The sequence below is a fragment of the Clostridium sp. UBA5712 genome, assembly GCF_002419845.1.
GTDB lineage: Bacteria > Bacillota > Clostridia > Clostridiales > Clostridiaceae > Clostridium_J > Clostridium_J sulfidigenes.
In genome coordinates, this window is record NZ_DIGW01000011.1 from 378,625 (window position 1) to 401,315 (window position 22,691).

21 protein-coding genes and 1 tRNA gene are annotated in these 22,691 nt (G+C 31.3%); 11 read left to right on the forward strand and 11 right to left on the reverse strand.

What is annotated here, in order from left to right; all coding sequences use genetic code 11:
* Window positions 1–249: 249 nt before the first annotated feature.
* Both B3B03_RS08040 and B3B03_RS08045 read right to left on the reverse strand, forming a co-directional pair.
* Complete coding sequence (locus B3B03_RS08040) at window positions 250–1,167, reverse strand: pseudouridine-5'-phosphate glycosidase (RefSeq protein WP_346876959.1); 918 nt, start codon at window positions 1,165–1,167, stop codon at window positions 250–252.
* On the reverse strand, window positions 1,167–2,255 hold the full coding sequence (locus tag B3B03_RS08045; RefSeq protein ID WP_346877188.1) for a PfkB family carbohydrate kinase: 1,089 nt from the start codon (window positions 2,253–2,255) through the stop codon (window positions 1,167–1,169). Before B3B03_RS08045 ends, B3B03_RS08040 begins: the two co-directional genes overlap by 1 nt.
* A 399-nt stretch (window positions 2,256–2,654) precedes the next feature.
* Between B3B03_RS08045 and rsxC the strand changes: the two genes are divergently transcribed.
* From rsxC to B3B03_RS08100, 11 genes are all read left to right on the forward strand, one after another.
* Window positions 2,655–3,974 (forward strand): electron transport complex subunit RsxC, encoded by a 1,320-nt coding sequence (gene rsxC, locus B3B03_RS08050; protein ID WP_346876960.1) that lies wholly within the window; start codon window positions 2,655–2,657, stop codon window positions 3,972–3,974.
* 11 nt (window positions 3,975–3,985) lie between these two features.
* On the forward strand, window positions 3,986–4,921 hold the full coding sequence (locus tag B3B03_RS08055) for an RnfABCDGE type electron transport complex subunit D (protein WP_346846545.1): 936 nt from the start codon (window positions 3,986–3,988) through the stop codon (window positions 4,919–4,921).
* A complete protein-coding gene (locus B3B03_RS08060) occupies window positions 4,921–5,466 on the forward strand; it encodes an RnfABCDGE type electron transport complex subunit G (RefSeq protein ID WP_346846544.1) in 546 nt (181 codons plus the stop codon). The genes B3B03_RS08055 and B3B03_RS08060 overlap by 1 nt, the downstream gene beginning before the upstream one ends.
* 1 nt (window position 5,467) lies before the next feature.
* The gene (gene rsxE, locus B3B03_RS08065) at window positions 5,468–6,085 is read left to right on the forward strand and encodes an electron transport complex subunit RsxE (RefSeq protein WP_035133661.1); all 618 of its coding nucleotides are present in this window, start codon (window positions 5,468–5,470) and stop codon (window positions 6,083–6,085) included.
* A 15-nt stretch (window positions 6,086–6,100) separates the two neighbouring features.
* Complete coding sequence (locus tag B3B03_RS08070) at window positions 6,101–6,679, forward strand: electron transport complex protein RnfA (protein WP_035133663.1); 579 nt, start codon at window positions 6,101–6,103, stop codon at window positions 6,677–6,679.
* 14 nt (window positions 6,680–6,693) lie between these two features.
* The gene (locus B3B03_RS08075) at window positions 6,694–7,581 is read left to right on the forward strand and encodes an RnfABCDGE type electron transport complex subunit B (RefSeq protein WP_346846543.1); all 888 of its coding nucleotides are present in this window, start codon (window positions 6,694–6,696) and stop codon (window positions 7,579–7,581) included.
* A gap of 68 nt (window positions 7,582–7,649) precedes the next feature.
* Window positions 7,650–8,066, forward strand: a complete 417-nt coding sequence (locus B3B03_RS08080; RefSeq protein WP_346876961.1) for a SoxR reducing system RseC family protein — start codon at window positions 7,650–7,652, stop codon at window positions 8,064–8,066.
* 115 nt (window positions 8,067–8,181) lie between these two features.
* Window positions 8,182–8,850 carry a deoxyribose-phosphate aldolase gene (gene deoC, locus B3B03_RS08085; protein ID WP_346846541.1) on the forward strand — a complete coding sequence of 223 codons (669 nt, stop codon included), beginning with the start codon at window positions 8,182–8,184 and terminating at the stop codon, window positions 8,848–8,850.
* Window positions 8,851–9,085: 235 nt separating this feature from the next.
* Window positions 9,086–10,540, forward strand: a complete 1,455-nt coding sequence (locus B3B03_RS08090) for a Na+/H+ antiporter NhaC family protein (protein ID WP_346846540.1) — start codon at window positions 9,086–9,088, stop codon at window positions 10,538–10,540.
* Between the two features lie 476 nt (window positions 10,541–11,016).
* A complete protein-coding gene (locus B3B03_RS08095; RefSeq protein WP_346846539.1) occupies window positions 11,017–12,507 on the forward strand; it encodes a Na+/H+ antiporter NhaC family protein in 1,491 nt (496 codons plus the stop codon).
* 325 nt (window positions 12,508–12,832) lie between these two features.
* Window positions 12,833–14,323, forward strand: a complete 1,491-nt coding sequence (locus tag B3B03_RS08100) for a Na+/H+ antiporter NhaC family protein (protein ID WP_346876962.1) — start codon at window positions 12,833–12,835, stop codon at window positions 14,321–14,323.
* A 94-nt stretch (window positions 14,324–14,417) separates the two neighbouring features.
* Here B3B03_RS08100 and B3B03_RS08105 read toward each other — a convergent pair whose 3' ends face one another.
* From B3B03_RS08105 to polA, 9 genes are all read right to left on the reverse strand, one after another.
* Complete coding sequence (locus B3B03_RS08105) at window positions 14,418–14,675, reverse strand: DUF1292 domain-containing protein (RefSeq protein WP_346846537.1); 258 nt, start codon at window positions 14,673–14,675, stop codon at window positions 14,418–14,420.
* Window positions 14,676–14,823: 148 nt separating this feature from the next.
* A complete protein-coding gene (locus B3B03_RS08110; RefSeq protein ID WP_346846536.1) occupies window positions 14,824–15,021 on the reverse strand; it encodes a hypothetical protein in 198 nt (65 codons plus the stop codon).
* A 57-nt stretch (window positions 15,022–15,078) separates the two neighbouring features.
* Window positions 15,079–15,315 carry a DUF1292 domain-containing protein gene (locus tag B3B03_RS08115; RefSeq protein ID WP_346876963.1) on the reverse strand — a complete coding sequence of 79 codons (237 nt, stop codon included), beginning with the start codon at window positions 15,313–15,315 and terminating at the stop codon, window positions 15,079–15,081.
* 149 nt (window positions 15,316–15,464) lie between these two features.
* Window positions 15,465–16,817: a replication-associated recombination protein A gene (locus tag B3B03_RS08120; RefSeq protein WP_346876964.1), complete on the reverse strand. Its 1,353-nt coding sequence runs from the start codon at window positions 16,815–16,817 to the stop codon at window positions 15,465–15,467.
* A gap of 199 nt (window positions 16,818–17,016) precedes the next feature.
* On the reverse strand, window positions 17,017–18,384 hold the full coding sequence (locus tag B3B03_RS08125) for a sodium:alanine symporter family protein (protein ID WP_346876965.1): 1,368 nt from the start codon (window positions 18,382–18,384) through the stop codon (window positions 17,017–17,019).
* 219 nt (window positions 18,385–18,603) lie between these two features.
* Window positions 18,604–18,689: transfer RNA gene (locus tag B3B03_RS08130), tRNA-Leu, on the reverse strand.
* A gap of 155 nt (window positions 18,690–18,844) precedes the next feature.
* Window positions 18,845–19,423, reverse strand: a complete 579-nt coding sequence (locus B3B03_RS08135) for a lytic transglycosylase domain-containing protein (protein WP_346876966.1) — start codon at window positions 19,421–19,423, stop codon at window positions 18,845–18,847.
* Between the two features lie 13 nt (window positions 19,424–19,436).
* Window positions 19,437–20,042: a dephospho-CoA kinase gene (coaE, locus tag B3B03_RS08140; RefSeq protein ID WP_346846531.1), complete on the reverse strand. Its 606-nt coding sequence runs from the start codon at window positions 20,040–20,042 to the stop codon at window positions 19,437–19,439.
* A complete protein-coding gene (gene polA, locus B3B03_RS08145; protein ID WP_346846899.1) occupies window positions 20,029–22,662 on the reverse strand; it encodes a DNA polymerase I in 2,634 nt (877 codons plus the stop codon). Before polA ends, coaE begins: the two co-directional genes overlap by 14 nt.
* Window positions 22,663–22,691 lie beyond the last annotated feature (29 nt).

Consider the following 22,691-nt stretch of genomic DNA (forward strand, 5'->3'; position numbering starts at 1 on the left):
GTACAATATTATTTGAAACCTAGGGGTAATTCCTTAGGTTTTTATTTTAATGCTAATTATTGGTGTAGCATTAGAATACTTGTACTTATATATATATATAAAGGCATGAAACCATTTTAAATTTTTAGGTTTCATACCTTTTTATATTTTATATAGGTAATATTACATGTTATATACTAGATAAGTTTTACCTGAAATTAAAGCTTATCTAGTTATATATTGTTTAAAATTTATATATTGTTTAAAATGCTATTGTAGCTTAGATAGTTCTACTGCAAGTTTTGCTCCAACCTTAGCATTATTAAATACTAATTGAATGTTAGATTCTAAACTTGATCCACCTGTAATCTCCTTAACCTTAGAAAGTAAGAATGGTGTACTCTCTTTTCCTACTATTCCTTTCTCTTCCGCTTCCTTAACAGCTGTTTCTATAGCATTATTAATTGTATCATAATCCATTTCAAATTCTTCTGGTATTGGGTTTGCAACAACCATACCACCCTCTAAACCTAAATCCCATTTAGCCTTTAATGCTTTTGCAAGGATTTCTTCACTATCCACTTTATAGTCTACTTTAAAGCCAGATTTTCTTGTGTAGAATGCCGGTAATTCTTCTGTTTGGAATCCTACTACAGGTACTCCCTTAGTTTCTAGGTATTCACGAGTTAACCCTATATCAAGAATAGATTTACATCCAGCACATACTACAGCTACGTCAGTCATAGCTAATTCTTCAAGGTCAGCTGATATATCCATAGTCTGTGCAGCACCTCTATGAACTCCTCCAATTCCACCTGTAGCAAATACCTTAATTCCAGCAAGTGCTGCAATAATCATTGTAGATGCAACTGTAGTAGCTCCATTTAGTTTATTAGCAACTATAAAAGGTATATCCCTTCTGCTAGTTTTTATTACTCCAGAAGTTTTTCCTAAAAATTCAACTTCTTCAGTTGTTAATCCAACTTTTAATTTTCCTTCAAGAATAGCTATAGTTGCTGGGATTGCTCCATTTTCTCTAATTACGCTTTCCACTTTTAATGCAGTTTCTACATTTTTAGGGTAAGGCATTCCATGAGAAATTATAGTTGATTCTAAAGCAACTACTGGCTTTCCTTCCATTAATGCTGCTTTTACCTCTGGGTTTATATCTAAATATTTTTCTAACATTATTTAATCTCCTCCAATTTTTTATTTATATTTTCCAAAGACATATTTGGATTAATAGTATCTTTATGAGTAATTGCCAGTGAAGAACAAGCTGAAGCAACCTTCAAAGTATGTATTAAATCAAAATTATTCATACTTGAGTATACTAATCCAGCAACAAAAGCATCTCCTGCACCATTAGCATTGACAACTTTAACTTTGGGTGGAGTAAATAATCCTTTACTTATCCCATCATTATAATATACTCCTTCTTCACCTAGACTTATAAATACATTTTTTACACCTAAGTTTAAAAAGTAATCACTAACTTTTTCTACCTCATCCATAGTACTAATTTTCATTCCTGATAAAATCTCAGCTTCAATTTTATTAGGTTTTATTGTATGAAACTTATGAATGATGTCCTTTACCTTAACTGCCTTAGATGATGATACTGTATCTAAGAAAAATTTTGTATTTTTAAAGTTATTAACTACATACTCTATTACTTCCTTAGGAATATTAGTGTCTATAATACATATTCTAGAACTTTCAATTACTGATTTTTTAGTTTTAATAAATTCTATGGTCATCTTATCATAGATATCCATGGATGAAATTGCTACCTTCATATCTCCAGAATAATCAAGAACAGACATATATACTGATGTAAATTCTCCATCTAATTTAAGGCTATGTTCTAAATCTAAACCAATTTCTCTGCCTTCATCTATAATCTTACGACCATAAATATCATTACCAATAACAGAAATTAGTTTTGTAGAAACTTCTAATCTACACAAATTTTCACCTATATTCCTACCAACCCCACCTAAAGAAAATTTTATATTTCCAGGGTTAGAATCATTAAGTCTTAACTCATCATTAGAAAATCCTACTATATCTATATTAGTTCCCCCTATTATAGACACAAAATTTTCTTTACTCATTACATATCCTCTACCTGAGATGTATCCTTTTTTTATAAGGTTTCCTATATGTACTCCTACAGATGACCTAGTAATCTTAAGAATATCTGCTATTTCATTTTGAGATATTAAGGGGTTATCCTTTATAAGATTTAATATTTCTTCTTCTCTATTTGTCATCATTTTCTCCTCTTAATATTTGCTTATTTTATAAAGATTTGCTTACTTGATTTTAGCATACTATAAAAATTAATGCAATAATATTTTATCCAAAAATTTTAATGTAATAAATTTATATTTATTTTTTCTCACTATAATATTCCTTAAAATTTGTAATTTATTACGAGTATGGAATTATATTATCTAAATTTATGTAAGTAATACCTTAATATTAGACAATGTATGCATTATTTTCTATTTAATTTTTAATTTATCCCCTATAGTTTTAATTATTCTTAAATCATATAAACAATTCAATATATTGCACCATAAAGATTTTCGAGTTATAATAAAGTTTGTACTATAGGAGTCATTAATACAATGTCTTTATAATTTATACTATAGGAATGGAGGAATATTATGGGACTATTAACTTTTAAACGAGGCATTCATCCGCCTCACGGAAAACATTTTTCAGAAAAAAAAGAAATTGAAACCTATCTTCCAAAGGGTGATTTAGTGTTCCCTATGAGCCAACATATAGGGGCTCCATGTGAACCTATTGTAAAAAAGGGAGATAAAGTTGTAGTTGGACAAAAAATTGGTGCAAGCACATCTTTTGTTTCATCTAATATCTATTCTAGTGTATCTGGAATAGTTAAAAATGTAACACCTATGCTTACATCAAATGGTTCAAAGGCTATGAGCGTTATTATTGAAAACGATAATACTTATGAAGAAATAGCCTATACACCACACGAAAATTATAAGAATTTATCTAAAAATGAGCTATTAGATATAATTCAAGAAGCTGGTATTGTAGGTCTTGGAGGTGCATGCTTTCCAACTCATGTAAAGCTAAATCCACCAAAAGAATGCAATATTGATACTATTGTTATCAATGCAGCTGAATGCGAACCTTACTTAACTTGTGACCATCAGTTAATGCTACAATATTCTAATGAGATAGCTGAAGGTTTAGAAATCCTTTCTCAAATGTTTCCTGAAGTAAAAATCTTCTTAGGTATTGAGAACAACAAAAGTGATGCTATAACAATAATGAAAGCAGTTGTAGAACCTATTAAAAATGTTGAAATAGCAGAACTTAAAACTAAGTATCCACAAGGTGCAGAAAAACAGTTAATCTATTCTGTTACTAAAAGAGAAGTTCCAACAGGAAAACTACCTGCAGATGCTGGTTGCATAGTTCAAAACGTAGCTACTATTTTTGCTATAAGAGAAGCAGTTATTCTTGGCAAACCACTTACTGAAAGAATAGTTACTGTTACTGGAGGTGCAATAAAAACTCCAAAAAACCTAAGAGTTAAATTTGGTACAAGCTTGAGAGAACTTGTTGATTATTGTGATGGATTTAACGAAGAGCCTGTTAAAGTTCTTAGCGGTGGTCCAATGATGGGAACTGCACTATTTACTTTAGACATTCCTGCAATAAAAGGTACTTCTGGTATACTTTGCTTAACAAAATCAGAGGCTGTGCCTACTGTTGAATCAAACTGTATCAGATGCGGAAAATGTGTTAACGCATGTCCAATGTTCTTGCTTCCAAATAAACTTAATGCTCAAGTTGTAAGAGGCGATTATGAAAACTTTGAAAAGTTTGGTGGACTTAACTGCATTGAATGTGGTGCTTGTAGCTATTCTTGCCCTGCTAAGAGAAATTTAACTCAAACTTGCAAAGAGGGTAAAAAAAGAGTTATAGCTAATAAAAAGAAAAAGTAGAGGTGAACATAATGTCTGGAAATTTATATAACGTATCAGTATCGCCACATATCAAATCTAAGGAAACAGTATCAACTGTAATGAGAGATGTACTAATCGCTTTAGTGCCAGCTACTGTAGCAGGTATTTATTTCTTTGGGAAAGAAGCAGCCTTAGTTATGATAACAGCTATTGTTTCTGCAATGCTAAGCGAATACTTATTTAATAAAATAACTAAAAGACCAAATTCATTAAAAGATTTAAGCGCAGTTATTACTGGATTACTACTTGCTTTTAACTTGCCTCCTACACTTCCTCTTTGGATGGTTGCTGTTGGTAGTGCATTTGCTATCATTGTTGTTAAATGTTTTTTTGGCGGTCTTGGTCAAAATATTATGAACCCAGCCCTTGCTGGAAGAGCATTCTTACTTGCTGCATACCCAAGTCAAATGACTGAATGGACTATAGATGGAGTAACTAAAGCTACTCCACTTGCTATACTTCGTAATGGTGGTGGATTACTTCCTGATACTCTAGATGCATTCCTTGGAACTAACTTAGCTGGATGTATCGGAGAAGTTTCTGCTTTTGCCCTACTTATTGGTGGAGCTTATCTATTATATAGAAAAGTTATAACATGGCACATTCCTGCTACGTATATTGGTACAGTTTTTGTAATCACTACAGTATTAGGTAGAGATGGATTTATGCAGGGAAATGGAATATATGAAATATTTATAGGTGGATTAATGCTTGGTGCTATATTCATGGCTACTGATTATACTACATCTCCTATGACTAGAAAAGGTCAAATCATATTTGGTGTTGGTTGTGGTTTATTAACATCATTAATTCGTTTATACGGTGGTTATGCAGAAGGTGTTTCTTACTCAATCTTAATAATGAACTTATTAGTTCCAATGATTGATAAATGGACGAATCCACGTGTGTTCGGAGGTGCAAAATAATGAAAGAAAATTTAAAATTAGGAGGAATTCTTCTTGCAATTACTGCAATTGCTGGTCTAATCCTTGCCTTTGCTTATGATATTACTAGAGCACCAATTGAAGCTAAAGCTAAAGAGGACCAAGCTGCTGCTATGAAAGTTGTCTTAGAAGCAGAAGAATTTTCAGAATTAACAGATGGTATTGCCGATGAAAACGTAACAGGTATATTTCAAGCTAAGACTAGTGGAACTGATGCTGGTTATGTATTTCAAGTTAACTCATCAGGCTATGGTGGAAAAATTGAATTAATGGTTGGTATCGATGCTGAAGGAGCTGTTTCTGGTATTACAATTTTAAGTCATACTGAAACTCCTGGACTTGGTTCTAAAGCAAAGGATGATCCTTCTTTCGCAGCACAATATAAAGGTCTTTCTTCTGAAAAGGAACTTACTGTCGGTTCCGATATTCAAGCAATTACTGGTGCAACAATTACTTCTAAAGCAGTAACTACTGGTGTAAACACTGCTATAAATTACTACAATACTAACTTGAAAGGAGCAAAGTAGAATGAAAGAATTAGTTAATAGATTAAAAACAGGTATTATTACCGAAAATCCAGTTTTCATACAAGTACTAGCTATGTGTCCTACTCTTGCTGTTACAAGTAGTGTAAAGAATGCGGCAGGTATGGCTCTTGCTGCAACAGTAGTATTAATAGGCTCAAATGCTGTTATCTCTTTGATTAGAAAACTCGTTCCTGATAAAATCAGAATACCAGCTTATATCGTAGTTATCGCTACCTTCGTTACTTTAATACAGTTCTTATTACAAGCTTATATTCCTGACTTATATAAATCTCTTGGAATATTCTTACCTCTTATAGTAGTTAACTGTGTTATCTTAGGTAGAGCTGAAGCATATGCATCAAAAAATAAAGTAATCCCTTCAATTTTTGATGCTATTGGAATGGGACTTGGGTTTGGACTTGCTATAGTTGTATTAGCAACCTTTAGAGAAGTTCTTGGTAATGGAACATTCTATGGAATGCAATTCCTACCAAAATCTTATGTTCCAGCTATGGTTATGACATCTGCTCCTGGAGCTTTCATAACTCTTGGTATACTTTTAGCATGCTTGAATCAATATAAGATTTCAAAAGCTAAAAAATCTGAAACTACAAAATAAGGAAGGTGAAATTTAATGAAAGAATTATTTACTATATTTATAGGAGCCCTATTAGTTAACAACGTAATATTAGGGCAGTTTCTAGGTATATGTTCCTTCCTTGGAGTTTCTCAAAAGACAGAAACTGCTAAAGGTATGGGTGCAGCTGTTACCTTTGTAATGTTACTAGCTACTCTTATTACCTTCGTGGTAAATAAGTTAATTTTAGTTCCATTTAAAATGGAATATCTATCAACATTAGCTTTTATCCTTGTTATTGCAGCATTAGTACAATTCGTTGAGATTGTTATTAAGAAAATCCAACCTGGTCTTTATAGATCTCTAGGTATCTTCTTACCTCTTATCACAACTAACTGTGCAGTACTTGGTGTTGCTGTTACAAACATAGATAAACAGTATGGATTAGCTCAATCATTATCTAATACTATTGGGGCAGCTCTTGGATATGTACTTGCTATAGTAATACTTGCAGGTTTAAGAGAGAGAATGGAAGATAATACTGATATGCCTGCTGCTTTTAGAGGGTTACCAATTTCTCTAATAACTGCTGGATTAATGGCTATTGCTTTCTATGGATTCAGTGGTTTAGTTTAAAGGAGGGAATTTAAATGGATTTATCAAATTTAGTATATCCAGTAGTCAGCCTAGGTGGCCTTGGCTTAGTATTTGGAGCGCTATTAGGATATGCAAACAGTAAATTTAAAGTAGAAGTTGATGAAAGAATCCCTCTAGTAAGAGAATGTTTACCTGGTGCAAACTGTGGTGGATGTGGATTTGCTGGATGTGATGCTTATGCAGAAGCTGTAGTTATGGGTACAGCTACAACTAACAAATGTAGCCCTGGAGGTGCTGAGGCAGTTGAAAAGATATCTTCAATTCTTGGAGTTGAAGCATCAACAGCTGAACCAATGGTAGCTTTTGTAAGATGCAAAGGAACTTCTGATGTTGCAAGAGAAAAATATAATTATGTAGGAATTCTAGACTGTAACCAAGCTTCCGTAGCCCCTGGTGGTGGTTCTAAAGCTTGTGAATTTGGATGCTTAGGTCTTGGTTCTTGTGTAAAGGCTTGTGAATTCGGTGCACTATCCATAGTTAATGGTGTAGCTTCTATAGATGAAGAAAAATGTGTAGCTTGTGGTGCTTGTATATCAGCTTGTCCAAAAACATTAATTCATCTTGTACCTAAAAAATCTAAGGTTAGAATAGACTGTAATAACAAAAATAAAGGTAAAGAAGTTATGGATGTTTGTGATGTAGGATGTATCGGTTGTGGTATCTGTATGAAAAACTGCCCTAAAGATGCAATCGAGATAGTAAATAATATTCCAGTATTTGATTACACAAAATGTGTTAGTTGTGGAATATGTGCAAATAAATGTCCAAAGAACTCCATATTAAACCTTAGAAAACCTGTATTAAAAAAAGAAGCAGTACCATCTCCTGCTAAGCCAGCTAGTGAAGCTACTTCTTCTGAAAATAACAATGCTACAGTATAAATAAATTTAATTTTATGTTATAATATAGAAGGCTTTTTAGCCTTCTATATTTATTTGGAGGTGATTTCGTGCAAGAAGAAGGTATTATAAAGAAAATTAATGGAGATATAGCTACTGTTGCTTTTGTAAAAAAAGGTGGTTGTGGTGGTGGATGTTCCTCTTGTAAATCTGGATGTCCTAAAGATACTATATTGGTAGAATTAAAAAATACAGAACACGCTACTGTTGGTGAAAGAGTTTTAGTATCAATGGATAATAAGGTTTTTAGCAACATGACATTTTGGGCCTATGCCTTCCCTACCATTATTACAGTAATTACTCTTATAATATGTCTATACGTATTTAATAAGCTTAATTTAGCTAACTCTGAAGTATATTCAGTGCTACTGGCTTTAGTAGCCATGGTAATTTCTTATGTACTTAGTTCTAAACTAAATAAAAAACAAGATAAGTATTCTTTTAAGATGATTAAAAAGTTAAATTAAACTTTTTAAAATGTGATGAAAGTTATATTAATAAAGATATATTTTACTATATAAAGTTAATAATATTCACATATAGATCATACAAAATCAATTATAACCATTAGGAGGTATAAAGATGAACATAGCATCAATGATTGATCATACTATTTTAAAAGCTGAAACAACCAAGGATCAGGTTATAAAAATTTGCAAAGAAGCAAAGGAATATAAATTCAAGTCAGTATGTGTAAACTCTTGTTATACTGAGTTAGTAGCAAAGGAACTAAAGGACTCTGGAGTACTCGTGTGCACAGTGGTAGGTTTCCCTCTAGGAGCTATGGATACTAAATCTAAGGCTTTCGAAACAGCTAGAGCTATCGAACTTGGAGCAAATGAAATAGACATGGTTATCAACGTAGGAGCTTTAAAGGATAAGGATTACGATTTTGTGAGAAATGATATAAAAGAAATTGTTGATACCGCTAAAGGAAAGGCTATAGTTAAAGTTATTTTAGAAACTTGTCTATTAACTGAAGAAGAAAAAATCAAGGCTTGTGAATTATCACAAGAAGCAGGTGCAGACTTTGTAAAAACTTCAACTGGATTTAGTACAGGTGGAGCAACTCCTGAAGATATTGCTCTAATGAGAAAGGTTGTTGGACCTAATATGGGAGTAAAAGCCTCTGGTGGTGTCCGTACTACTGAAGATGCAATGAAGGTTATAAATGCTGGTGCAAATAGACTTGGTGCCAGTGCATCTATAGCAATCGTAAATAATTTATGTAATTCAGATTCTGACTATTAGAATTTATTTTCATTTTACAAATTAGTTAAAATACATTTTATAAATAGGTAAACTTCTGTAAATTCTAGAAGTTTATCTATTTATTTTTCGACTTTTTTGTTAAGTTCTTGTTAAGAACATTAATTTTGTTAAAGCTTTGTCGTATATATTGAAATTAGTCACAAAATGTTTAAAATTAAGACATGATAGAAAATTTAATCAATTCTATCAAATATTTTTATAGGGGGATATAAAAATGAAATTTTTAACAGGACTATTCAAATTTTTACCAATTTTTGTATTGGCAGGTTTAATGATGATGAAGGTCAACGTACTTACGGCAGCTCCAATTGCAACAATAGTTGCTTGCTTTGTAGCCTACATCACAGAAAAAATTAAAATGAATGAACTAATTGATGCTGCTGTAAACAATGTAAAGGAGCTCATACTTGTATTCTTTATATTAATGTTTGCTTATGCAATGGCAAGTGCCTTTATGTCAACAGGAGTTGGTGCTTCTATCGTTAATGTAGCTCTATCTCTTGGGTTGAATGCAAGAACTGTTGCTGTAACCGGATTCATAGTTACTTGCGTACTATCAGTTGCTACCGGAACTTCTTGGGGAACTTTCGCAGCATGTGCACCTATCTTCTTATGGCTTAACCATATAGTTGGAGGAGATATCCTTCTTACTACAGCTGCTATAGCTGGTGGTGCTTGTTTTGGTGATAATATTGGTCTTATATCTGATACAACAGTTGTAAGCTCAGGTATTCAAGATGTAGAGGTTATAGACAGAGTTAGAACTCAAGGTGTTTGGTCTCTCTCTTGTATGATAATCACTGCAATTCTTATTTTTGTAGTAAGCCTAGCAATGAAATTACCTACTGATGTAGCTAATGCAAAGTTAGCTATTGATGCTATTCCACCAGAAGCTTGGTCTGCTATTGAGGCTGAAAAGCCAGCAGCTGTTGAACTTTTAAATCAAGTAAAGAGCGGAGTTCCTGTATACATGGTAATTCCTCTAATACTTGTTATAGTTGCTGCTGTTATGGGTATTCCTACTCTTCTTTGCCTATTCTTAGGAATTGGTTCTTCATACATCTTCGGTTCATTTGCCGGAACTGTCGAAAGCTTACCTGCTTTCTTATCTTTAGTTCAAGATGGATTTGGTGAGGCTGGTTCTTGGGTTATAGTAATGATGATGTGGGTTGGTGCCTTCGGTGGTGTAATGTCTAAAATGGATGCTTTTGCCCCATTATCGTCTCTTGTTTTAAAAATTTCTGGAAACGTAAGACAACTAATGTTCTGGAATGGTGTTTTATGTATAGGTGGTAATGCTGCTCTTTCTGATGAAATGGCTCAAATAGTAACTATTGGACCTATTATTAAAGAATTAGTTGATAAAAATGTTGAAGGAAATCAAGAGGATATGTACAAACTCTATCTTAGAAATGCAACCTTTGGTGATGCACTTGGAGTATTTGGATCTCAATTAATTCCTTGGCACGTATACATTGGTTTTTATGTAGGAATTGCTTCTTCAGTATATCCATTACACAAATTTGTAGCTACAGATATAATTAAATACAACTTTATGGCTTTTGTAGCTGTAGGATCAATCCTACTACTTACCCTTACTGGATGGGACAGATTTATTCCTAAATTTGGTCTACCAACAGAACCTGCTGTTAGATTAAAAAAGAAATAAAAATATAACACTGATAAGGAAGTAATTCTGTAATATAAGTAAATAATTCTTAAAACATGCTATTAATATCATAAGATGGTAATAGCATGTTTTTTCATACCATTTGTTATTTTTTTAACATGTGTATCGAAATATTCTATAATACTTCAAGTTATAAATACTAAAATGTAAATTTTATTTATAATATTATTTATATACTAAATTTTTTGAAATTAATTTTAGTAAACATTTACATGGAATATATGCAAATATTTTGATCTTCAATATTATTTCTACCTATTTCTACTTTTTGATTTATCGTTTTCATTAATTAACTCAATATTTTTAATTTTTTTATAAAAAGTTCTAAAATTTATGTATTTTTTCTGGAAAAACACTTGATATTTTTTTGAAAAGGTTTTAAACTAGTAATGTGAAAATAATGGTTAAAAAAATAACTATATTTTCATTTTAATTAATTTATAGGGGGATCATAAATGAAATTTTTAAAAGGATTTTTAAAGTTTGTACCAATATTCGTATTGGCAGGTCTAATGATGCTTAAGGTTAATGTACTTACGGCAGCACCTATAGCAACAATAGTTGCTTGCCTTGTAGCCTACATCACAGAAAAAATTAAACTGAATGAACTTATCGATGCTTCCATCGAAAATGTAAAGGAGCTTATTTTAGTATTCTTTATACTAATGTTTGCCTACGCAATGGCAAATGCATTTATGTCAACTGGAGTGGGTGCTTCTATAGTTAATATAGCACTATCTCTTGGAGTAAATGCAAGAAGTGTTGCTGTATGCGGTTTCTTAGTAACTGCTATACTTTCTGTTGCTACCGGTACCTCTTGGGGGACCTTTGCAGCATGTGCTCCTATCTTCTTGTGGCTAAACCACATATTGGGAGGAAGTATTCTTCTTACTACTGCTTCAATAGCTGGTGGTGCTTGCTTTGGAGACAATATTGGTCTTATTTCCGATACTACAGTTGTAAGTTCTGGTATTCAAAAGGTTGAGATACTTGAAAGAGTAAAATCTCAAGTTGTTTGGTCTGTCCTTTGTCTTGTTGTGTCTGCAATTATTATTTATGGTATGAGTGTAGCACTGAAACTGCCTACAGAAGCTGCTAATACTGCACTAGCAATTGAGTCTATTCCAGCAGAGGCATGGTCTGCTATTGAAGCTCAAAAGCCTGCAGCTGTTGAACTTTTAAATCAAGTTAAAAATGGAGTACCTGTCTATATGGTAATTCCGCTATTACTTGTTATAGGTGTCGCTGTTACGGGTATACCTACTCTACTTTGTTTGTTCCTAGGAATTATTTCTTCTTATATCCTTGGTTCCTTTGCAGGAACAGTAGAAAGCCTACCAGTTTTCTTAGAATTAGTTCAAAGTGGATTTAGCGAGGCTGGCTCTTGGGTTATAGTAATGATGATGTGGGTTGGTGCCTTTGGTGGTATCATGGCTAAAATGGATGCCTTTGCTCCACTATCAGCTCTTGTTTTAAAAATATCTAAAAATGTAAAACAGTTAATGTTCTGGAATGGTGTTTTAAGTATAGGTGGTAATGCTGCTCTTTCTGATGAAATGGCTCAAATAGTAACTATTGGACCTATTATTAAAGAATTAGTTGATAAAAATGTTGAAGGAAGCGAAGAAGATCTTTATAAACTTCGTCTTAGAAATGCTACCTTCTCAAGTTCATTAGGTGTTTTTGGATCTCAATTAATTCCTTGGCATGTATACATAGGATTCTATGTAGGAATACTTTCTTCAGTATATCCATTACATACATTTATAGCTACAGATATTATTAAATATAATGTCATGGCTTTTGTAACCGTAATTTCATTACTTCTTCTTACTATTACTGGATGGGATAGATTTATTCCTAAGTTTGGTTTACCAAGGGAACCTAAAGTTAAACTTAAGAACCAAACTTCTGAGGTCAATTCTGATAAAGAAATTTGTGCATAATAAATATAAAAAATCTCACAATAGTTAATAATTATTGTGAGTTTTTTTATATATGATAGTTATACAAATTAAAGTTCATTCCAAAAACTTCATATTTATTTACTAATAATAACCATAAAACCCTTTACACATAATAACAATTATTCTTTTATAATACATATATTAGCAAATACTCCTAACATTCTACATTAAATTATTTAATTTATGCGTTTTTTCTGAAAAATACTTGATATTTTTGAGAAAACGTTTTAAACTAATTTTATAGTAAGACTAGTTAAATAAATAACTAGTTTTTCTAGTAAATTTTTTATAGGGGGATATAAAAATGAAATTTTTAAAAGCAACCTTTAAGTTTGTACCAATATTTGTATTGGCCGGACTTATGATGATGAAGGTAGACGTGCTTACAGCTGCACCAATAGCAACTATATTTGCATGTATTGTAGCCTTTATCACAGAAAAAGTAAAATTCAGTGAACTTATCGATGCAGCAGTCGATAATGTAAAGGAACTTATTTTAGTATTTTTTATACTAATGTTTGCTTATGCAATGGCAAACGCTTTCATGTCAACAGGAGTTGGTGCTTCTATAGTTAATATGGCTCTATCTCTTGGATTAAATGCAAGAACTGTTGCTGTATGTGGATTCTTAGTAACTGCTATTCTTTCAGTTGCTACTGGGACTTCTTGGGGAACATTTGCTGCATGTGCTCCTATTTTCTTATGGCTTAACCATATAGTTGGAGGAAATATTCTTCTTACTACAGCTGCTATAGCTGGTGGTGCTTGTTTCGGTGACAATATTGGTCTTATTTCTGATACAACAGTTGTAAGTTCTGGTATCCAAAAAGTTGAGGTTATTGATAGAATTAGAACTCAAGGAGTTTGGTCAGTAACATGTCTTATTATAACTGCAATTATTATTTTTGTTGTTAGTTTAGCTATGAAACTACCTACAGACGTAGCTAATGCAAAATTAGCTATTGATGCTATTCCAGCAGAAGCATGGTCTGCTATCGAAGCTGAAAAACCTGCTGCTGTTGAACTTTTAAATCAAGTTAAACATGGAGTTCCTTTCTATATGGTAATTCCTCTTATACTTGTTATAGCTGCAGCTATCATGGGAACACCTACTCTACTATGTTTATTCTTAGGAATCGCTTCTTCATTCATTTTTGGTTCTTTTGCAGGAACTGTAGAAAGCTTATCTTCTTTCTTAGGTTTAGTTGAAAGCGGATTTGGCGAAGCTGGTTCTTGGGTTATAGTAATGATGATGTGGGTTGGTGCCTTTGGTGGAGTCATGGCTAAAATGGATGCTTTTGCTCCAATATCAGCTCTTGTTCTAAAGATATCTGGAAATGTAAGACAATTAATGTTCTGGAATGGTGTTTTATGTATAGGTGGTAACGCTGCCCTTGCTGACGAGATGGCTCAAATAGTAACTATTGGACCTATCATTAAAGAATTAGTTGATAAAAACGTTGAAGGAAGCCAAGAGGATATGTATAAATTATATCTTAGAAATGCAACCTTTGGTGATGCTCTTGGAGTGTTTGGTTCTCAATTGATTCCTTGGCACGTATATATAGGATTCTATGTAGGAATTGCTTCTTCAGTATATCCATTACACAAATTTGTAGCTATGGATATAATTAAATTTAACTTTATGGCATTCGTAGCTGTAGGTTCAATCCTAATACTTACTCTAACTGGATGGGATAGATTTATTCCTAAGTTCGGTTTACCAAGTGAACCAGCTGTTAGACTAAAAAAGGGAAATAACAATTTAAATGCTGATAAAAATGCAGCAATATAAATAAATTAAAAAGATAACCTTATAAATTAAGGTTATCTTTTTTCATTTAATTATAAATTATATATGTTTATAATCATAGATAATTTATCTCTTATTACTGTCTCATCTCTTCTTCAAATATTTTATCATATTCTGCAACAACTTTATCAAATTCAGCTTCATCTTCAACCATTTCATATGAAGCTGTTGCACCTTCTCCAATTACCTTATATACATAAGCTTCCTCTTCTTCTTCAAGTGGTGCTAAAATAACATAGTGCTCTCCATCTATAGTTAAATCTTCAACTATTTCTAGTTCTACCTTTTCCATTGTTTCTGAGTCAGTAAGTGTTATTATATTCATTTCTTCCATTTTCATGTCCTCCTAAATTCTTTCAAATAAATCTTATTTCATTATATAGCATATAAACCTATAAAACAATGCCATATTAAAAATATAAAACTTAATCGTATTACTATCTAATTTATACTATTTATTAGTAGACATGTATATATTATTTTTAAATATAAAATCTAGTATCTGGGTCTATGAGATTATCTTTTATTTCTACACCAAATAATCCATTTATTAAAGTAGCACTTTCAATATGGTGGGCATCCTGCACATCTCTATTTAAAATTTGTACTTGATCTATAGTACTCTTTTGTGATGGTTTAATTTGATTATTCTTTTTATTTTTCTTTTTCGATTTACTCATGTTATTTCACCTTCCTTTCTTATATAATACAAATTATTTAAGACAAAGGATGGTTAATCATTTTTTTGCATTATAGGCAGTCAAAACTTGATTGAACTCTTTACCTGCTCCTATAGAAGCATATTCAACCATACCATTTTCTCTACTTACAACCTTATATGCACAAGCTTCATCTGAATCCTTGGGACCTGCAATTACATATTCATTTTTACCTACATTAACCACATCAATAAATTCTAATTCTACTATTCTTCCATCTTCCCCTGAAACTTTTATACACTTATTATTGCTCATCTTATAACCTCCAACTATTTTTAAATCTTTAGTAAAAATATATAAATTTTAAGTTATACATTTTTAGCTCTTAACTCCACTTTATTTTAAAAATATATTACCTATTTATAAGATGTGCATAATACAAAAAATTATTTATGTTTTAGATTTTATTTTTTTAAGGTATCTAATCTATCCTTTATACGTTTTTCATACCCCATTGATGTTGGAGTATAATATTTTTTCTTAAGTAACTCCTTAGGCATATATTGCTGTCTAACATAATGATTTTCATAATCATGAGGATACTTATATCTTGATCCTTCATTTAAAATATTAGATCCGCTATAATTATTACCTCGCAGATGTAAAGGAACTCTACCTACCTCTTCCTTCTCTATGTCTTCAAGAGCTAAATTAATAGCATTATAAGATGCATTACTTTTAGGTGCTCCAGCTAAATATATAGTTGCCTGAGCTAGAGGTATTCTAGCTTCTGGCATTCCTATAAACTTCACTGCATTTAGAGCCGCATTAGCTATTAAAAGCGCATATGGATCTGCATTGCCTATATCTTCTGATGCTGATATTACAAGTCTTCTAGCTATGAATTCAGGATCTTCACCACCTGACAGCATTCGAGCAAGATAATGCACTGAAGCATCAGGATCACTTCCTCTAATACTCTTTATAAAGGCAGATATTATATCATAATGATAATCTCCACTTTTATCATAGGTAACTTGTTTTTTTTGCATACACTCTTCTACTACATCTAGAGTTATATGTATTATACCATCTTCTCTTTTATTAGTAGTTAAAACAGCCAATTCTAAAGCATTTAATGCTCTTCTTCCATCACCGACAGCATTATCACATATAAATTCTTCTGCTTCTTTATATAACTTTATATTAATACTTCCATAGCCCAACTTTCTGTCTTTAAGTGCTCTATTTAATAATGATACTATATTTTCTTTTGATAATAGCTCTAATTTAAAAATCATTGATCTAGATAAAAGTGCTTTATTAACTTCGAAAAAGGGGTTTTCTGTTGTAGCACCAACTAAGGTTACTATTCCCTTTTCTACATGAGGTAATAAACTATCTTGTTGGGTTTTATTAAACCTATGTATTTCGTCTATGAAAAGTATAGTTTTCTTTCCACTCATAGAAATTTCTCTCGTTGCTTCATCTATTACATTCTTTATATCTTTAATTCCAGAAGTTACTGCATTTAACTCAACATAGTTACACTTTGTAGTTTTAGCAATAATTTTTGCTAGACTTGTTTTTCCAACTCCAGGAGGTCCATAAAATATTAAAGATGTAATTCTATCACCTTTAATGCTTCTATATAATAGTTTATCCTTGGCTAATATATGGTCCTGCCCTACAAATTCATCTAAATTACTAGGTTTAAGTCTTTGTGCTAAAGGTTCATTACTATTTAAATCTATATTATTTTTTTTTTCTTTTGTTTCTTCTAAATCAAATAATGAGATATTATATTCTCTTTCCATTTACATCATCCTTCAATAAATACTTATCATATCATTTAAAACTAAAATTCATTCTATAATATATTAAATATAACATAAAGCCTTCCAGAATAAAATCTTTAACTCTGGAAGGCTATTATCTCTATTAAAAGTCATTAAGGTAATAATCTGCATATTTGATATAGTAATCTAGTATTATAATTATAATACTAATTATTAATTATAGTAAGTTTTTGCTTTTCTTTTCATTGTAATCATCTAAACACTTTTTAACCCCTGCAGATAACGCTAAAAGGGCAAGTAAGTTAGGGAATACCATTAATCCATTAAAAGTATCTGCAAGCTCCCAAACTAAATCAACTTTCATACCAGCACCTAAGAATATAAATATCATTACTAATATTCTATAAGGGGTTATTCCTTTATCACCAAATAAGAATTTTATATTAGCTTCCCCAAAGAAATACCATCCAATAATTGTAGAGAAGGCAAAGAAGAATAATGCTACTGATATAAATATTCCTCCAAATTCTCCACCCATCCCTGCAGCAAACGCCTTTTGAGTTAATATAATTCCAGTCTCTCCACTATCTAATGCTCCAGTAGTCAATATTACAAAAGCTGTTAAAGTTAATATAATGAAAGTATCTATAAATACTCCCATCATGGCAACTAATCCTTGCTCTGACGGATGATTAACCTTTGCTACTGCATGAGCATGTGGAGTTGACCCCATTCCTGCTTCATTTGAAAATAATCCCCTAGCAACACCATATCTAACTGCTTGTTTAACAGTTACTCCTACAACTCCACCAGCTATAGCTTGAGGATTAAATGCTCCAACTACAATCATTTTTAAAGCAGGTAATATATTTGCATAGTTCATTACTATTATAAATAAACTACCTATAATATATAATAGTGCCATTACTGGAACAATTTTTTCTGTAAAGGATGCTATACGAGAAACACCACCTATAAAAATAACACCAGCTAATACAGCGACTACCACACCTACTATTCTAGCATCAACACCAAAGGATTCTTTAAAAGCACTTCCTATGGAGTTTGCTTGTACCATATTTCCAATAAAACCAAGAGCAAGTATAATAGTTATTGCAAAAAACACAGATAGTACCTTTGCTATTTTTTTATTCTTTAATCCATTTTTAATGTAATAAGCTGGACCACCAGTAACTTGTCCATTTACTACAGTCTTGTATTGCTGAGCTAAAGTTGCTTCTGCGAATATAGTTCCCATTCCGAAGAATGCACTAACCCACATCCAAAAAATTGCTCCAGGTCCACCCATTGCAATAGCTGTAGCAGCTCCGGCTAAATTTCCTGTACCTACTTGCGCAGCGATTGAAGTAGCTAAAGCTTGAAATGAAGACATTCCATCTGCTCCTGCTTTTTTGCCAAATTTTATTTTACCAAAAACAAGTTTAACGCTTTCACCAAATTTTACAACTTGAACAAACTTTAATTTAAATGTAAAATAAATCCCTGTTCCACATAGTAAAAAAATCAATACATAGTTCCAAATAACTCCGTTGATACTCTTAACTATCTCTAGTAAATTATCCATAATATCCTCCCCATGATGTTACAGTTTACTACCTTATATTCATTGTAAGTTTATTTTGTGAATTTTTCAACAATTTCGAACAACCTTGTATATTTGAATATGTAATGATACTATTTGATATTTAAATAGATAAGATTTAAATTATCATATAATCTTATAAAATATTAAAAATAAATAAAAAACAATGAAAAGCATTAGGCTCCTTCCCATTGTTTTTTTTGGTGCAGATGGCGGGATTTGAACCCGCACGAAAATTCTCTCACTACCCCCTCAAGATAGCGTGTCTGCCGTTCCACCACATCTGCATAATAATATAATTTTACTCAATTATTATACCATCATCTATTACTAGATTCAACAACTAAAATCAACTTAGTTTAAAGCAATTTATTAAATAAACCCAATTTAATTTATAATAAACTAAATTGGGTTTACTACTATAATTATTGCAATATATGTTTTACTCTGCCTTTTGACCTAAATTGTATAGATATTTATATATTCTATGATTAAATTTAACCTTTTGAACATAACTTTTAGTTTCCTTAAATGGAATCTTATGAAGGTTTTCTCCATCGCTAGAATATTTCTCATCCTCAAGCCACTTAGTAACATTTCCAGGACCACCATTGTAAGCCGCTAATACAAGAATATAGTCCCCGTTAAAATCCTCACTCAATTTTTTTAAATACCAAGTTCCCATTCTTATATTAATCTCAGGATCTGCTATTATTTCTTCATTAAAATTACTTATTTCTAGTTTTTCTGCAATCCACTTTCCCGTATCTGGCATTATCTGCATTAATCCTATTGCTCCCTTTGATGAAGTTGCATCTACTACAAATTTACTTTCTGTATTAATTACCGCTGCTACTAAATTCGGATCTACATTGTACATCTCACTATATTCAATAATACTTTTTTCATACTCTAACGGAAAAAAGCTTTTTAATATAACTTTAAAATTAACAATAATAATTACAGCTATAACTATTATCAATATATTCTTCCTGGTCCTTTTATTAGATTTATAAGTCATTTTTCCCCCTAATCTATTTAAGCTTGCTTATTACTTTCATCACTTTAATCCTAGTTTCTTGCAGATTTCCACTATTATCAATGATAAAGTCTGCAAACTTACATTTTTCTTTTGTACTCATTTGATTATTTATTCTTATAGTTGCTTCTTCCATTGAAAAATTATCTCGTTTCATAACTCTCTCTAACTGTATTTCTTCACTGGCAATAACAACTATTATCTTATCCATATAAGTATGAAGTTTACTTTCTATTAATGTAGGTGCATCTACTATGCACATTTCTTCTCCTATATCACTATATTTATTTATTTCACTAAATATATCATGAAAAATATGAGGCATTATTATATTTTCATATTGAGCTTTTTTATTTTTATCAGAAAATATTAGATTTCCCATTTTACGCCTTAGAAACTCACCATTTTCATCAAAATATTCATCACCAAAAGCTCTTCTTATTTCTAATAAAATATTAGGATGATTCACAAGTACTTTTCTAGAAATTTTATCTGCATCAATAACAGGAATATTATTTTCCCTAAAAATCATACTTATGGTACTTTTTCCACATCCAATGCCCCCTGTTAAACCTACTCTTAATATATTATTTTGCTTCATACCAAGTGTCTCCTATAGAAATATCTACATCTAGGGGAACTTTAAGATCCAGTACATTCTCCATTTCCTTCTTAACTATATCCTTTACTAAGTCAAGTTCATCCTTATATACATTAAGTATAAGTTCATCATGAACTTGTAAAATTAATCTACTCCTAAGTTGTTTTAATTTAAGCTCATTAGCAACATTCACCATGGCAATCTTTATAATATCTGCTGCACTACCTTGAATAGGTGCATTCATAGCTAATCTTTTTCCTAAAGCTTTTACAATTTTATTAGAAGATTTTACTTCTGGAATATATCTTTTTCTATGAAGAAGTGTTGTTACATAAGAATTTTCTTCTGCTTCTTCAATTACTCTATCCATATACTTTTGTACATTCCCATATCTCTCAAGGTATGTATCAATATACTTTTTAGCCTCTCCTCGTGTTATCCCTAAATCTTGAGCCAAGCTGAAATCACCTATTCCGTAAACAATTCCAAAGTTAACAGCCTTTGCATTACTTCTCATTATCTTAGTTACATTTTCAATTGGCACATTGAATACTTCTGATGCTGTAGAAGTATGGATATCTAAACTATTTCTAAAAGCTTTTATCATATTTTCATCTTCAGAAATATGTGCAAGAACTCTAAGTTCAATTTGTGAATAATCCGCTGACAAAATTACTGAATCTTTATTGTGTGGTATGAAAACCTTTCTTATTGATCTTCCATTCTCATTTTTGATTGGTATATTCTGAAGATTAGGTTCTGTACTAGATAATCTGCCAGTAGTAGTTACAGTTTGAGTAAAGTTGGAATGTATCCTTCCATCTTCATCTATTACATTTTTAAGTCCCTCTATATAGGTAGAGTATAGTTTTGTAATTTGTCTAAAATATAAAATTTTATTTATTATCTCATGTTTATCCTTTAACGCATCCAATACTTCCGCATTGGTGGAGTAACCTGTTTTAGTTTTCTTTATTACTGGTAGGTCTAGTTTTTCAAATAATATTTTCCCAAGTTGCTTAGGAGAATTTATATTAAATTCTTCCCCTGCCAAATGGTATACTTCTTTTGTAAGAGTATCAATCTCTCCACTAAATTTAGTTCCTAGATTTTCCAATTCTTTTCTATTGATATTAAACCCTTCATATTCCATATATGATATAACCTTAGTAAGAGGTTGCTCTACTTTAAACATTAGTTCTTCCATATCTTCTTTTTTAATTTCCTCTTTTAAGATTGTATATATTTTCTCAAGAGCTACAATTTCATTAGCTTTAAGGGAGTCTTCATCTCCGTCAAATGTCTTTCCTAACCTTTCTTCGTAAAGTGTTTTTATGGAATACTCTGATTTTGATGAATCTAATAAGTAAGCTGCTATTTCCACATCAAAATTTACTAGGTCTAAATCAATACCAAGCTTTAAAAAAGCAGTATATCCATATTTAATACCATGGGTAATTTTTTCAAGGCTAGAATTATGAAAAATTATCTTCATTGCATTTATAAAGCCTTCTCTATCTTCTTCTAGCAATTTATCACAATAAAGTAGATACACCTGACCTTCTGACAATATGCCTATGGTCTTCACCATAATTTGGGTAAAATTACTTGTATCCTCCACATATAATTTTACAAAAGCCCTATTTTTTATATTAGGTATAACATCATTCAAATCTTTAATTTCATTAATAACTTTATAATCAACAACTTCTAATCTTTGATTTTCTGGAGTTTCAGAACTATCTTGTGAAAGATTTTCAAATTTATTAAGAAGAGATTTAAATTGTAATTTTAGACACATATCTCTAACTTCACTATTATTAAAGTTTCCTTTAGTTTTTAACTGTTCCATAGATATTTCTACAGGAACTTTAGTAATAATTGTAGCTAACTTCTTACTAAAAATTGCTTGTTCACTATACTCTTGAAGAGACTCTTTAAGTTTTTTACCACTGATATTAGATATATTCATCAAAACATCTTCTATGCTACCATATTCCTTAATTAACTTAAATGCAGTCTTTTCCCCTATCCCTGGAACTCCTGGAATATTATCTGATTTATCTCCCATTAGGCCCTTCACATCTATATATTGAGTAGGTGTCACCCCAAAATCTTCAATAAATCTTTCTTTATTATATATCTCTTTTTCTGTAATTCCTTTTTTATTTATAACTATATTAACGTTATCTGTGGCTAGTTGAAGAGCATCTTTATCTCCTGTTACCACATAAACTTCCATACCTTCATCTTCTGCTAAAACAGATATAGTACCTATTAAATCATCTGCTTCATATCCCTCTATCTCAAATACGCTTATTCCCATCTTGGATAATATTTCTCTTATTATAGGAAATTGCATAGAAAGCTCTGGAGGTGTTTTCTTCCTTCCTGCTTTATAATCTTCATATTCCTTATGTCTAAATGTATTAGAAGATTTATCAAAGGCAGCTACAATATAATCTGGATTTATATCTTCTTTAATTTTAAGAAGCATATTTAAAAACCCATATACTCCATTAGTATAAACGCCTTCTTTTGTTGTAAGTTCTGGTATAGCATAAAATGCTCTATATAGTAAGCTATTTCCATCTAAAACAGCTAAGCTTTCTCTATTAATTTTAATCACATCCATTCAAATTATTTAAT